The organism is Variovorax sp. VRV01 (assembly GCF_014852545.1).
GTDB lineage: Bacteria > Pseudomonadota > Gammaproteobacteria > Burkholderiales > Burkholderiaceae_C > Variovorax > Variovorax beijingensis_A.
In genome coordinates this window covers 50526-63909 of record NZ_JACVBS010000014.1, presented here as the reverse complement: position 1 = coordinate 63909, position 13384 = coordinate 50526, and the positions used below count along the sequence as shown (strand labels likewise).

Sequence of the window (13384 nt, the reverse complement as noted above, 5' to 3'; positions counted from 1 at the left end):
TCCTCGGGTCAGAAGCTCAGGGTGGCCGCGCCGCGCAGCAGCCGCTCGTGGATCACGCTGGAGCCGGCGATGGTCACGCCCTCGACGAAGTCCGCCTGCTCATAGCCGCGGGACTTGACGCACGGCGTGCAGGCGTAGAGCGCACCGCCGCGGGCCACGAAGTCGCGCATCAGCTCCGCCAGCGGATCCAGCGGCCGAACGTGCGTCGTGTCGGCGGCCTTTTTGCGCACCACGTCGACGCCGGCGCTGGTGAGGAAGATGGCCACCTTCAGCCCGGCCGTGATGCCGCCGTTGGCGATGGTGAAGCCCACCGACGACAACTCGTGGTCGATGCCATGAGTGATGACCACGACCAGTTCTCTGCTTTCTTCAGCCATTTCGTTCTCCTTGGGTTGGTATGGGGCCTTCTGCTATCGCGAAAGCCATGCCAGCGCGAACGCGCGCGGTTTTCCCAGGGAAACAGGGCGGCGCGCCGCCGCGGCGGCGGCGAGGCCCATGCACGGGAAGGCATGGCGCATGTCCTTTCGGATATGGCGAACCCGCTGGCGCCGCCCCGCCGTAGTGGCTAGACTTTTGCCGGAGGTTCCCCATGGACACAGACCGCGAACTGCAGTTCGGCCCCGGCATGCGGGTGCAGCGTCTGACCGAGGCCGGTTTCATGGTGGCGGCCATCTTCACGCAGGACCTGCGCTTCGCCTGCGTCACCTTCGTGCTGACCTTCCTGCAGATGCTGTCTCCGCGCTGGGTGCCCGTGGCGCGCCTGGTGGCACAGCTCGTGCGTTTCCGTGGCGAGCACCGCATCGGCGATCTCTACTTCGACCTGGGCGGGACGCGCGGCGCCTGCGCGCTCTCGGTCGTGGTGCAGGCCGCCGGGATCGGACTTGCAGGAGCGGGCTGGCCGACCGTCGGGTTCGCCGTGCTGGCCGTGCCCACCGCCTCGTTCCTGATCGCGCCGACGCTGGGCTTCTGTGCGGGCTGCTGGTTCTATGTGCTGGGACGCGACTGGCTGGTCCGCCGGGGCTGGCTGAAGGGAGGCTCCAATGGGTTCACCGACTTCACCATCGACGGCGAAAGCCCCAGCCATCAACGAGAACTGCGTCCTTAGGCGCAACGTGCAGACGCAGCCCTACGGGCGCTGCAGCGTGTGCACGCTGCAGCTGAGGCAGTGCCACGCGTGGCAGTCCAACGGCTGGAGCTTCGCGCTGGTGGTGCTGGTCCTGTCGCTGGTGCTGGTGCCCTCCGGCTGGCCGCAGAAGCTGCTGGCGGCGATGGTGCTGGGGGTGGTCGTCTGGCAGGGCCTGGCCAACCACAAGCGCACCGACGACCTGATCCACGGGCAGCACCGGCTGATGGTCCTGACCCAGGAACTGCGCGGCAAGCAGTTGCTGATCGAACAGCAGAACGACAGCCTGGCGGCGCAGGTCGATGCGCGCACCGCGGAGCTGCGCGACGCCAACGTCCGGCTGGCCGCGGCCAATCTCGAGCTGCTCGAACTCGACAAGCTGCGCTCGGCCGTGCTGTCCAACGTGTCGCACGAGCTGCGCACGCCGCTGACCGGCATCCTGGGCTCGGCGCAGAACCTGCGCGACGGGCTCGCGGGCGGCCTGACGCAGGCGCAGCAGGAGTACGTGCAGATGATCGAAGGCGACAGCCGCCGGCTCATCCGGGTGGTGAACGAGCTGCTCGAATGGGGGCGCCTGCAGTCCGGCCACATCCAGTTGCAGCGCACGCCGGTCGCGCTGTACCCGCTGCTGGACGAGGTGTTCATGCTGCTGCGTCCGGCCGCGCAGCAGAAGGGCGTCAGGCTCGAGATGGCGAGTGCCGAGCCGTCGCTGTGCGTGCCGGCCGACCCCGACAAGCTCAAGCAGATCCTGATCAACCTGCTGGACAACGCCATCAAGTTCAGCCGGCCGGACTCCAGCGTGCGCGTGCATGCCGAATCCGTGCCCGACGGATGGCGCGTCCTGGTCGAGGACCACGGGCCCGGCGTGCCGGCGGAAGACGTGCCGCACCTGTTCGAGCGCTTCTACCGCGGGCAGTCGGGCGGCGGCGCGCCCGGCACCGGCCTCGGGCTCGCGATCGCCAAGAACCTCGCGCGGCTGCACGGCGGGGACATCGCGCTGCAGACATCCCTGGGCCAGGGCAGTACCTTCGCCCTGACCTTGCCGCTCGCGGGTGCGGCATGAGCGGCGGCGCCAAGGGTTCGCCGGCGAGCCACATCCTCATCGCGGACGACGACCCCGGCATCGGCCGCATCCTGTGCGATCGGCTGCGCGAACTCGGGCACGAGGTGGAGCACGTGCTGGACGGGGCCGAAGCACTGCGGGCCGCCGACAGGGCGGACCTGATGCTGCTGGACCTGGAGATGCCGCGCATGGACGGCTTCTCGGTGCTCGAGAGCCTCCAGTCGCTGGCGGCCCCGCCGCCGGTCGTCGTGATCACGGCGCATGGCGAACTGACGAACGCGGTGCGGGCCATGCGCGCCGGCGCCTACGACTTCATCGCCAAGCCCTTCGATGCGGCGACCATCCAGCTCGTCGTGCGGCGCGCGCTCGAGACCAGCCGGCTGAAGAGCCACGTCCACACCTTGCGCAGGGAGCTCGGGAACAAGCACCTGTGGGTACGCGGCACGGATCCCGGCATGGCCCGCGTCGCGGAGACAGTCGACCGCGTGGCGCCCAGCCATGCCACGGTGCTGCTGCTGGGGGAAACCGGCACCGGCAAGGAGGTCGTGGCGCGGGCCCTGCATCTTCGCAGCACGCGCAGCGAACAGCCTTTCGTGGCGGTGAACTGCGCGGTGCTGAAGGGCGAGCTGCTCGAGAGCGAGCTGTTCGGACACGAGAAAGGCGCGTTCACCGGGGCCGACCGGTCGCGCCCGGGCCGCGTCGAAGCCGCGCGCGGCGGCACCCTGTTCCTGGATGAAATCGGCGAGCTGCCGACGGCGCTGCAGGCCAAGCTGCTGCGGCTGCTGCAGGAAAAGGAGTACGAGCGGCTGGGCAGCGACCGGACGCATCGCGCGGACATCCGCGTGATTGCCGCCACGCACATCGACCTGGCCGCGGCCATCCGCGCCGGCGCCTTCCGCGAAGACCTCTACTACCGGCTCAAGGTGATCAGCATCAGGATTCCTCCGTTGCGAGAGCGCCAGGGCGACGTGCTGCCGCTGGCCGAGTGGCTGCTGGCCAAGCATGCCGCCGAGTCGGCGCGCCCGCCGCCCCGGCTCGCACACGACGTCATGCAGGCCCTGGAGCGCTATCCCTGGCCCGGCAACGTGCGCGAGCTGTCGAACGTGATGGAGCGCTGCGCGCTGCTGGCCGGCGAGACGGTGGACCTGTGCGACTTGCCCGAGGAGTTCATGGGCGGCCCGGTGGCGCCGGCAGCCATGGCGGTGACGGAGATCGAGGACCTGTTCGCCCTGCCTTACAGCGATGCGGTCACCGCGGCCAGGCGGCTGATCGTCCAGCGCGCCCTTGAAAGATCCGGCGGCCACCAGACCCGGGCGGCGGAGCGGCTGCGCGTGACGCAGCCCTATCTTTCCCGGCTCGCGAAGCAGCTCGGCGTGCGTGGCGACGAGACCTGAGGTGTGCGCTGGAGGCCGGCGAGCCTTCTTTTTTTGCTGCGGCAGGTGAGGGAGATCACAGCCGGCCGCGCGAGATGCAGCCGTCTCGGCACGATGGCCCGCATGAACGACAAGTGCCAACTGCAACACGGCGATCCGGGGCATGCCGCCCGCGGGCTCCTCTTGAATTGCGGATGCGGGCTTGCGCATCTGGAGCGCATCCATCGGCGCGGGTGGATGAAGTTGCTGCCCTGGCTGCGGTTCTATCGCTGTAGCCGGTGCGGCCGGGCGCAACTGGCTTCGAAGCGGGCGGTCAGCTTCGCGATCACGGCGCACAGGAGCGCAGGAGGCGAGGGCGACCAGGTGCCCGCGCCTTGATCGGACCGCCGGAGTCAAGGCGCCTTCGGCTCGGCATCCCCCATGCCTTCCGGCGTGGTGAACAGTTCGGGCTCGAACATCGGATGGGCCTCGTGGCCCTCGGTGGCCGGTGCATCCGGCAGCAGGCTGCCGAAGTCCGTCGAGGCGAAGTTCGGCGGGATGTGAATGCCGTTCTCGTCGCGGCGGACCAGGCCGCGGCTTTCCAGGTCGCGCATGGTCTTGTTGACCACCTCGCGCGAGAGCCCCGAATACGATGCGATGACCGCCTGCGTGATGCGCTTGTCGTAGCCGCCGCTGCCCGCAGGCGCCAGCTGGGTCAGCTCGTGGAGCACGCGGCCGACGAGGTTCTCGGCCGACAGCGACGAGATCCGGCGCAGCTGGCCGCGGATCATGGTGATGCGCTTCATCGCGATCTCGAGCAGGCCGATGGTCACTTCCGGATAGATCGCACACAACCCGCGGATCGCGGTGATCGGCATCAGGTAGACCGAGGAGGGCAGTGCCGCGACCAGCGTCGAGGTGGCCTGGTAGCTGTTCTCGCTCAGCGAGGGGCCGAGGAAGAAGTCGCCCCGGCGGATGAAGTCGGTCGTCACGTCCCGGTCGACGGCCCGCAGCAGGCCCGTGGCCACGCAGTAGATGCGATCGGTCCATGTGTCCGCCGGAAGCACGGTCTCGTTGCGCCGGTAGGAACGCAGTTCGCTGCTGCGGATCAAGGCGGCCCGGTCGGCGGGCGGCACGCTGGCGATGAGGGGGTGGAGGTACATGGCGAAAGTGATGTCGGTCACCTCATTTGCAGTCCGCCTGGAGCAGCCGGAACAGCGCCTCGATGCGGTTTCGTTCTTCGGTCTCGTGCAGGGCCTGGCCCCGCAGCCAGAGCCTTCCGGCCTTTCTCTCGACATGCACGTCGTACACGCGATCGACGCAATCGACCACCACGTCCGGCGCGAGCCGCTCCTGCGCGGCCCACAGCGCGAGCTCGATCTCCGCGGCGTCCATGCGCCTCGATGCGCGCATCGCGATCCAGTCCGCATGCAGCCGCGGCAGCGCCGTCATGCCCTGCACCTTCAGCGGCTCGCTGCCGAGCCTTGCCAGCAATGCCTCGAGCTGTGCGGCATCGGACGGTTCGGCGGCCGCGGAGCCGGCGGTGCGCATGCCCGGGGTCCGCAGCAGGAAGCAGTCGTCGCGCAGGCAGGTCAGGTCGGCCGCGGCCGAGGCCGGCGAGCTCGCGCGGATCCGGCGCTGGATCTCGCGGCTCACGCTGGCGGCGACCTCCGGCCCGTCGGCCTCGACCAGCTGCGCGAAGTTGGCGATGAAGAAGAGCGCGCAGACCCGGTCGGGCAGGGCGCCGCGGTGGCTCTCCGGTGCCACCGGCGCGGCATCGCGAGGCCGCGCAGGCAGGAAATGCGCGAGCGCCGCGCGCCATCGCGGCCCGAAGCGCCTGTTTTCCATGCGTGGCAGTGCGACCGTTCCATCGCCTGCGTGACACCACGTTCTCTGCATTTGGCAAAACCCTGAATCGTTGGACCATTGTTGTGAGCCGCTTCGCAAGCGGTCTTCAGGGAATGCTACGGAGCCACATGCCGTTTGACACCGGGTTTCGAGCCGTGGATGTGTTCCGAATCACAATTGGACACAATTGATGCCGGAGCGATTGTGCGGCGAGGGGCCCTGCGCAGTCCTCCCACAAAGTGGTGAGTGGCCCGCGTGCGACACCGGCGGCGGCTACCGTCGCCGGGGCGGAATGGCTTCGGTCCGCGCGGGCACAGGCGCCCGGCCGGTGCGCAGGCCCGCCGTCACCGTGGAACGCAAGGGGGAAGAGGAGCGGATCGCATGGAGGTCTTCACGCACCGGGCGCGTGTTCCATTTTCGCGATCTCGGCAAGGCCTTCCTCCGTGATGCGCCTCACCATTGCCATTCGCGCTGACGCGTAGACCGAAGTCGGCTGAAGCGCCGCTATGTCGGCCTCGATCAATCCGGTGGCCACGAGCACCGAGACGGCCCGGAGCTCTTCCGTATTGGCGATCCGGACCGGAAGCTGCTCATGCCGCAGCCTCAACAAGAACCGCAGGGGCATTCGAATCTCCATCGCCGGTTTTTGCTTGTTGCCCGGACCCGGCCGTTCCTGGGTTTCAAGAATCTAGGTGCGGCAAGACCCGGGCAGGTTGATGCTCATCAAACGGAGGGCCCCTGCGGCCACAGGGGCGGGCGCGCCCGGCGCAGCGCTGCCGGGCTCAGCGCTCGCCCGACACCTCGATCTCGACGCGGCGGTTCGGCGCCAGGCAGACGATCAGGTCCGCACGCCGGGCCTGGGCGCATTGCACCTTCGGCTCCGATTCGCCCCGGCCCTCGACCTGGATCCTCTGCGCCGGCACGCCGGCCTGCGCGAGGTAGCTGCGCACGGTATTGGCGCGCGCCAGCGACAGCGCGTGGTTGTAGGCCTGGCTGCCGAGCCGGTCGGTGTGGCCGATGACCTTGACGGCATCCGTCGCCTTGATGTCGGCGGCCAGGGCGTCGAGCTTGCGGCGCCCCTCGGGCATCAGGTCGGCCAGCGAGCTCCCGTCGAAGCGGAACAGGCCATCGGCACCCAGCGTGGTGCGGCGCGGCGCCGCCGGGCTCGCGGCGGCCGGGCGTTCGGCCGCCGGCAGCGCACGCACCGCCAGCACGTCGCCGCAGCCGGCCGGCAGCCAGTGGAAGGTCTGCGCCTTGTAGTCCTTGTCGAAGATCGCCTTGTACTGGCAGGTGGTCACGCCGCCGCCGGCCTTGCGGAAGTGGAAGATGTAGTCCCACTCGCGCGGGCCCGCCATGCCTTCGCTGAAGTGCGGACGGCCGAGCAGGTCGTACAGCTGATCCTTGGTGACGCCGGGCGCCACGGCGCGCAGGTTGTCCAGGTTGGGGAAGGTGCCTTCCTTGAGCCATGCATCGTTGTCGATGTTCGGGAAGATCACCTCCGTGGCCTTGCCGTCGTCGGTGATGCCCCGGCTCACGTAGGAGCTGCAGCCCTGCAGCAGCAGCAGTGCCGCGGCGCCCGCTGCGATGGCCGTGAAGCGATGGAATTGCGTTGTCATGATGTTGTGTTCCTCTTTTGATGCGGCCGGCTTACCAGTGGAAGCCCGCACCGGCTGCCACGCCGACCTTGCCGCGCGAGTTGGCCGAGCCGCTGAACTTCACGACCCAGCGGCCGTTGTCCGAGAGCTTCGACACGCCGATGGCGAGGGCGGCCTGGCCATCGAAGCCCGCCACGCCCGCGGACACCATGCTCTTGCCCGGGATGTAGGCCTGCGGCATGTTGGCCATCGCCATCGCGCCGGCCGCGCCCGCGCTGGCATCCTTGGCGATGCTGCGGATCTCGCCGCCCAGGGCGTTGACGCGCGCATCGGTGTAGGCGTTGGCCCCGGCGATGCCGCTGTTGAGCTGGTTCACGTTGACCGCATCGGTGCCCGCGACGCCGGGCGCCACGTTGTGCACCGTGACCGGACCGGTCGCGTTGCTGCCGCCCATCGACACGCTGTTGTAGTTGATCGAGCCATCCGGGTTGGTGTCGTACTTGACCGTCGACTGGTCGATCACCGCCACCTGGCCCTGCACGCCGCGCAGCTGCGAGACGTTGACCGCATCGCTGTCGGCCGAGCCCGCGGCCACGCCGGTGATCTGGCGGAACTGGCCGTTGGCCGCATCGCCCACCGACACCGCCGCCAGCGTGCTGGTGGTGGCGCCGATGGCGATGCGCTGCGCCTCGGTGGCCGTGGGCGGCACGTAGCCGGCCACGCCCGCGGCGGTGGAGGCCACCGAGCCCGCGCCCAGCGCCACGCCGCCGGCCTGCGTCACGCTGCTGCCCGCGCCCAGCGCCACGCCTTGCACAGCCGCGGCCGACGACTGCGTACCCAGCGCGATGGAGTCGGCCATGTGCGAGGTCGCGCCCTGGCCGATCGCCACGCCGCCCGGCGCGGTCTGCTGCACCACCGCGCCGTTGCCGATGCCGATGCCGTTGTTGCCGTTGACCACCGTCTGCGGGCCCACCGCCACCGACTCCGCGCCGATGGCCAGCGAGTCCGCCGCGCTCGAGTTGGCGTGGAAGTACAGCGTCGGCGTGACCGCGAAGGACATCAGCGCACCCGAGAGCTGGCGTACCGTGACCGCGTCCTGCGCCTGCGTGCCGTCGGCCACGTTGGTGATCTGGCGGTAGCTGGTGGCGCTGCCGACCGACAGGGCGCCCAGCAGCGTGCGGTCGGTGGTGTTGTAGCTGATCAGCGAGCTGCCCGCCGGGATGCTGCCGGTGGAGGGCGCCACGAAGCGGTCGGAGACCGCGCCCGCGCCGATGGCCACCGAGCCCGCGACCGTGGCGCTCGCATCCTTGCCCGATGCGATCGCATCGGCCCCCGTGGCACCCAGGTTGTCCTCGTTGCCGCCACCGGTCGAGTTGACGCTGTAGTACCGGGTCTTGTTGGCCGTGACCGTGGTGCTGAGGTTCTCGATCGACTGGTTGGTGGCGAACAGCTGCGAGCCGTTGATCGCATCGGTCGAGCTGCCCGAGATCCGGCCCGCCGCCACGTTGGTGATGGTGCGCTCCGCGCCCACCGCACCGACGCTGACTGTGCTTGCCGGCGTGGTGCCCGCGAAGCCGTAGGTCGTGCCGTTGATCACCGTGCTGGCCGTGCCCACCGCGGCCACCGTGGTTGAGCCGGCGCCCAGCGCCACGTCGTTCGCGTTGTTGGCGACCGCATTCGGGCCGATCGCGACCGAGTCGGTGCCCAGCGCCTGCGAGTCGGGCAGCGTCGAGGTGGCATGGAAGTACTTGATGCCTCCGCCGTTGTTGATGTCGCCGATCGTGTTGCCGAGGTTGGTGATCTGCGTGGTGTTCGCCGTCACCTGCTGGTTGGTGGCAAAGAGCTGCGAACCGTTGATGGCATCCGTCGAGGTGTTGGAAAGCCGGCCCGCCGCCACGTTGGTGATGGTGCGTTCGTTGCCCGCGCTGCCCACGCTCACCGTGCTCGCCGGCGTGGTGCCGGCAAAGTTGTAGGTGGTGCCGCCGATTACCGCGCTGGCCGTGCCGACGGCCGCGGCCGTCGTCGAGCCGGAACCCAGCGCCACGCTGTTGGCGTCCGACGCCGTGGCGCCGAGGCCGATGGCCACGGCCGACGTGCCGCTCGCCGCCGCGTTCTTGCCCGACGCGATGGCGTCGGCCCCGGTGGCGCCAGTGTTGTCCTCGTTGGTGCCGCCGGTGGAGTTGACGCTGTAGTACTTGGTCTTGTTGGTCGTGACCGTGGTGCTGAGGTCCTCGATCGACTGGTTGGTGGCGAACAGCTGCGAGCCGTTGATCGCATCGGTCGAGGTGCCGGAGATCCGGCCTGCCGCGACGTTGGTGATGGTGCGCTCGGCGCCCACGCTGCCTACGCTCACGGTGCTCGCGGGCGTGGTGCCCTGGAAGTTGTAGGTCGTACCGTTGATCACGGCGCTGGCCGTGCCGACGGCCGTGGCCGTGGTCGAGCCGGAGCCCAGCGCCACGTCGCCCGCATTGGCCGTTGCCGCCGCAGCATCGCCGATGGCCACGCTGCCCGCCTTGCCCACCGCACCGGCGGTGGAGCCATTGCCCAGTGCCACCGAGCCCTGGCCGATCGCCTTGTTGGCATTGCCGATCGCGACCGCACCGTTGGCCTGGTTGGCTGCGGTGGCCGAGGCCGTACCGTCGCTGTTGGCGGTGTTGTTGGCACCGCCGGTAAAGGCGCCGGTGCCGCTCGCGTAGCTCGGATCGCCGATCACCACGGCGCCGTTGCCGTAGGCCGTGTTGCCCGAACCGATCGAGATGGCCTTGCCGCCCGTGGCAGTTGCTCCCTTGCCGATGGCCACCGCCTCTGCCGAATCGGCCGTCGCGCCGCTGCCGATCGCCACGGTATCCGCGGCACTGGCGCGCGAGCCGTTGCCCATTGCCACGCCGCTGGCACCGGCCGCCGAAGCGTTCACGCCGGCCGCCAGGGCATTGAGGCCCGTGGCGCCGTCGTTCGCATAGTTCCCCTGCTTCGTGCCGCCGTCGTTCACGCTGTAGTAGCGGATCTTGGCTCCGTCTATCTGGGTGTTCAGCTGGCTCACGTTCACCGCGTCGGTGGGTGCCACGCCGGGGGCCACGTTGGTGATGACCGTGTTGCCGGCATTGATGCCGGTGATCGTCACGCTCGGGCCGCCCGTGATCGTGAGGCCGTTGTTGTTCAGCACCGTGCCGCCCGTGGTCACGCTGGTGAAGGTGGGCGTTGCGCTGGTGGCGATCTGCACCTCGGCGCCATTCTGCGTGATGGCGATGTTGTTGCCCGCCGTGTAGGTGGCGGTGGCGCCCGGGGCGATGTTCTGCACGCTGGTGCCGGTCACGGTGCCGGTGCCGGTTTGCGCCGTGGTCACGTTCCAGCCCTTGCCGGCGGTGACGGCCACGGCATCGATCGCCGAGTTGGTGGCGAACAGCTGGCTGCCGTTGATGGCGTCGGTCGAGGTCTGGGAGATCCGTCCCGCCGCCACGTTGGTGATGGTGCGCTCGGCGCCCGGAGCGCCCACGCTCACCGTCGAAGCCGGCGTGGTGCCCTGGAAGTTGTAGGTCGTGCCGTTGATCACGGTGCTGGCCGTGCCGGCCACCTTGCTCGTGGTGGAACCCGCGCCCAGCGCCACGTCGCCCGCGTTGGCGCTCGCGTTCGCGCCAGAGCCCAGTGCCACCCCGTTGACCGTGCTGACCGCGGCGTTGGTGCCCATGGCCACGCTGCCGGTGGCCGCCGCGGTGGTGCTGGCGCCCACGCCTGCGGCGATGGAGTTGATGCCCTGCGCCCCGTCGTTGTTGACGTTGCCGCCGGCCACCCCGTTGTCGTTCACGCTGTAGTACTTGGTCTTGTTGGCCGCCACTGTGTCGTTCAGCTGGTCCACGTTGACCGCATCGGTGGGTGCCACGCCGGTCGCCACGTTGGTGATGACCGTGTTGCCGGCATTGATGCCGGTGGTGGTGATGCTCGGGCCGCCGGTGATGGTGACGCCGTTGTTGTTCATCACCGTGCCGCCGGTGGTCACGCTGGTGAAGCTGGGCGTCGCGCTGGTGGCGATCTGCACCTCGGCGCCGTTCTGCGTGATGGCGATGTTGTTGCCGGCCGTGTAGGTGGCGGTGGCGCCCGGGGCGATGTTCTGCACGCTGGTGCCGGTCACGGTGCCGGTGCCGGTCTGGGCCGTGGTCACGTTCCAGCCCTTGCCGGCGGTGACGCCCACGGCATCGATCGCCGAGTTGGTGGCGAACAACTGGCTGCCGTTGATCGCATCGGTCGAGGTGCCGGAGATCCGGCCGGCCGCGACGTTGGTGATGGTGCGCTCGGCGCCCGGAGCGCCCACGCTCACCGTCGAAGCCGGCGTGGTGCCCTGGAAGTTGTAGGTCGTGCCGTTGATCACGGTGCTGGCCGTGCCGACGGCAGCGGCCGTCACCGAGCCCGAGCCCAGCGCCACATCGCCTGCATTGTTGGCCACGGCCGTGTCGCCGAGCGCCAGGGCCGAAGCTGCGAGCGCCTGCGCGCCGTTGCCGACCGCCGTGGCGCGCACCGCGGCGGCGGTCGCGCCCGGGCCGATGGCCGCCGCAGCCTCGCCGGACGCGTTGGCGAACTCGCCGACTGCCAGGCTGTTGGTGGCGCTGGCGGTGGAGAAGGCGCCCAGCGCCGTGGAGCCGCTGGCCCCCGATGCCGTGGCGTTGACGCCGATCGCGGTGCTGCTGACGGCCGAAGCCTTGGTGCCGGTGCCGATCGCAATCGCATCGCCGGCCGACGCGCTCGCCCCGAAGCCCTGCGCAACGGACTGATCGCCCGAGGCAGAGGCTGCCACGCCGCTCGCCAACGAGTTGACGCCTGTCGCACCGTTGTTGGTGTAGTTCGCCTGCTGCACGCCACCGTCGTTCACGCTGTAGTAGTGGGTGGGCGTGCTGGCCGCGATCGCCGCAACTGCCTGGTTGGTGGCGTAGAGCTGGCTACCGTTGATCGCGTCGGTCGAGTCGCCCGCGATCCGCCCCGCCGCCACGTTGGTGATGGTCCGTTCGGCGCCGAGGCTGCCGACGCTCACGGTGCTCGTCGGCGCGATGCCGGCGAAGTTGTACGTCGTGCCACCGATGGTGGTGCTGGCCGTGCCGACCGCCGCCGCCGTCACCGAACCCGAGCCCAGCGCCACGTCGTCTGCATTCTTGGCCACTGCCGTGTCGCCGAACGCCACCGCACCCGCCGCCAGCGCGCTGCTGGTGCTGCCGATCGCGACACTGCCCTGGCCCACCACCGTGTTGCGGTAGCCGATGCCGACCGCGCCCTGTGCTGCCGTGCCCGGCGTGCTGACCGCCTGCCCGCCGCCGCCCACCATGTTGGTATTGCCCATGGCCACGGAACCGTCGCCGGTGGCGGTGTTGTCCAGGCCCGAGGCGATCGCACCGTTGCCGGTGGCAGTGTTGGGATCGCCGATGGCGACCGCGCCGTTGCCGTTGGCGACGTTGCCCGAGCCGATCGAAACCGCGCGACCGCCGGTGGCCCTGGCGCCGTGGCCGATCGCGACCGCGTCATCGGCATCGGCGACGGATTCACCGCCCATGGCGATGGCATTGGCGCCCGATGCGAGGGCGCCCAGGGTGGCATTGCCACCGATGGCGAGCGAACCGGCGCCGGTGGCGCGCACGGCTGTCGCCGCGCTGTTGCCGCCTGCGCCGAGTGCCGTCGCGTAGTTGGCGGCCGCAGTGGCCCATGTACCTGCCGCCAGTGAGTCCTGGCCGGTTGCCTGGCTTACGACACCCAACGCGACTGCGCGATCCTGCGAGGCCGTCACGTCCGTACCGATGGCGATGGCGCCCTGCGCCAGGGCGCCCGACCCTGCAAGCGTGCGTGCGCCCAGGTTGATGGAGTTGATCTCCGAGGCGATCGCCTGGAAGCCGATGGCGATGGCGTTGCGGCCGGCTGCGCTCGTGTTGGTACCTTGCGCGACGGCGTCCAGAGCGGACGCTTTTGCTTGAGAGCCGAAGGCGATCGCCCTGTCCGCGCTCGCATTCGCGCTCAGGCCGATCGACGTGGTTTCGCTGGCGGCGACGCCGATACCTGCGTTGGTGCCGATGGCGATGTTGTCGCTGCCGCTGACCAGGCTGCCTGCCGAAGCCTTCAGGGTGCCATCGTAGGCGACCGTGCCATCGCCCGAGCCGAAGGCGACGTTGCGCGTTCCCGTGACGCCCGAACCCGCGCCCCGCATCACGCTCGCAATGCCCCCGCCCATGGCAGTGTTCTGCGCACCGCTGACCAGCGTGCCGGCGGCGATGCCCACTGCGACCGAACCCGTGTTGGCGACCGTCGAGCCCGCGCCGGCCCCCTGGCCGACCGCAACCGTGCTGTCCCCGATGGCGAGTGCTTGCGCTCCGAGTGCAAGCGAACTGTTCCCTAGCGCCCGAGCAGTGTTCCCGACGGAGGTGGCTGCGTC

At 69.9% G+C, this 13384-nt stretch carries 10 protein-coding genes; 4 read left to right on the top strand and 6 right to left on the bottom strand.

The genetic code is table 11. The features are described 5' to 3' along the window. Positions 1-8: 8 nt before the first annotated feature. Positions 9-377: a DsrE family protein gene (locus IB278_RS23090; protein ID WP_145744247.1), complete on the bottom strand. Its 369-nt coding sequence runs from the start codon at positions 375-377 to the stop codon at positions 9-11. Between the two features lie 212 nt (positions 378-589). On the opposite strand from IB278_RS23090, the gene IB278_RS23085 reads away from it, so the two are divergent. The 4 genes from IB278_RS23085 (at position 590) to IB278_RS33910 (ending at position 3937) form a co-directional block, all read left to right on the top strand. Beyond that, a complete protein-coding gene (locus IB278_RS23085; protein ID WP_145744249.1) occupies positions 590-1105 on the top strand; it encodes a DUF4395 family protein in 516 nt (171 codons plus the stop codon). A gap of 7 nt (positions 1106-1112) precedes the next feature. Further along, positions 1113-2186, top strand: a complete 1074-nt coding sequence (locus tag IB278_RS23080) for a sensor histidine kinase (protein WP_145744252.1) — start codon at positions 1113-1115, stop codon at positions 2184-2186. Continuing rightward, on the top strand, positions 2183-3580 hold the full coding sequence (locus tag IB278_RS23075) for a sigma-54-dependent transcriptional regulator (RefSeq protein WP_192325594.1): 1398 nt from the start codon (positions 2183-2185) through the stop codon (positions 3578-3580). Before IB278_RS23080 ends, IB278_RS23075 begins: the two co-directional genes overlap by 4 nt. Before the next feature lie 102 nt (positions 3581-3682). Then, positions 3683-3937, top strand: coding sequence for a hypothetical protein (locus tag IB278_RS33910; protein WP_225613089.1), 255 nt, complete (start codon positions 3683-3685; stop codon positions 3935-3937). A gap of 14 nt (positions 3938-3951) precedes the next feature. Here the strand turns inward: IB278_RS33910 and IB278_RS23070 are convergent, their stop codons facing one another. The 5 genes from IB278_RS23070 to IB278_RS23050 form a co-directional block, all read right to left on the bottom strand. Beyond that, on the bottom strand, positions 3952-4722 hold the full coding sequence (locus tag IB278_RS23070) for a Crp/Fnr family transcriptional regulator (RefSeq protein WP_318646694.1): 771 nt from the start codon (positions 4720-4722) through the stop codon (positions 3952-3954). Position 4723: 1 nt separating this feature from the next. Further along, positions 4724-5386 (bottom strand): hypothetical protein, encoded by a 663-nt coding sequence (locus IB278_RS23065; protein ID WP_192325592.1) that lies wholly within the window; start codon positions 5384-5386, stop codon positions 4724-4726. Positions 5387-5777: 391 nt separating this feature from the next. Continuing rightward, positions 5778-6011 carry a hypothetical protein gene (locus IB278_RS23060; protein WP_225613088.1) on the bottom strand — a complete coding sequence of 78 codons (234 nt, stop codon included), beginning with the start codon at positions 6009-6011 and terminating at the stop codon, positions 5778-5780. Between the two features lie 157 nt (positions 6012-6168). Continuing rightward, the gene (locus IB278_RS23055; RefSeq protein WP_192325590.1) at positions 6169-7002 is read right to left on the bottom strand and encodes an OmpA family protein; all 834 of its coding nucleotides are present in this window, start codon (positions 7000-7002) and stop codon (positions 6169-6171) included. A gap of 31 nt (positions 7003-7033) precedes the next feature. Next, positions 7034-13231, bottom strand: coding sequence for an adhesin (locus IB278_RS23050; RefSeq protein ID WP_412556333.1), 6198 nt, complete (start codon positions 13229-13231; stop codon positions 7034-7036). Positions 13232-13384: the final 153 nt, after the last annotated feature.

Excerpts from the sequence above, each read along its gene's own strand:
- IB278_RS23090 (WP_145744247.1), bottom strand. The coding sequence starts at position 377 with ATGGCTGAAGAAAGCAGAGAACTGGTCGTGGTCATCACTCATGGCATC.
- IB278_RS23085 (WP_145744249.1), top strand. The coding sequence starts at position 590 with ATGGACACAGACCGCGAACTGCAGTTCGGCCCCGGCATGCGGGTGCAG.
- IB278_RS23075 (WP_192325594.1), top strand. The coding sequence starts at position 2,183 with ATGAGCGGCGGCGCCAAGGGTTCGCCGGCGAGCCACATCCTCATCGCG.
- IB278_RS33910 (WP_225613089.1), top strand. The coding sequence starts at position 3,683 with ATGAACGACAAGTGCCAACTGCAACACGGCGATCCGGGGCATGCCGCC.
- IB278_RS23065 (WP_192325592.1), bottom strand. The coding sequence starts at position 5,386 with ATGGAAAACAGGCGCTTCGGGCCGCGATGGCGCGCGGCGCTCGCGCAT.
- IB278_RS23060 (WP_225613088.1), bottom strand. The coding sequence starts at position 6,011 with ATGCCCCTGCGGTTCTTGTTGAGGCTGCGGCATGAGCAGCTTCCGGTC.
- IB278_RS23055 (WP_192325590.1), bottom strand. The coding sequence starts at position 7,002 with ATGACAACGCAATTCCATCGCTTCACGGCCATCGCAGCGGGCGCCGCG.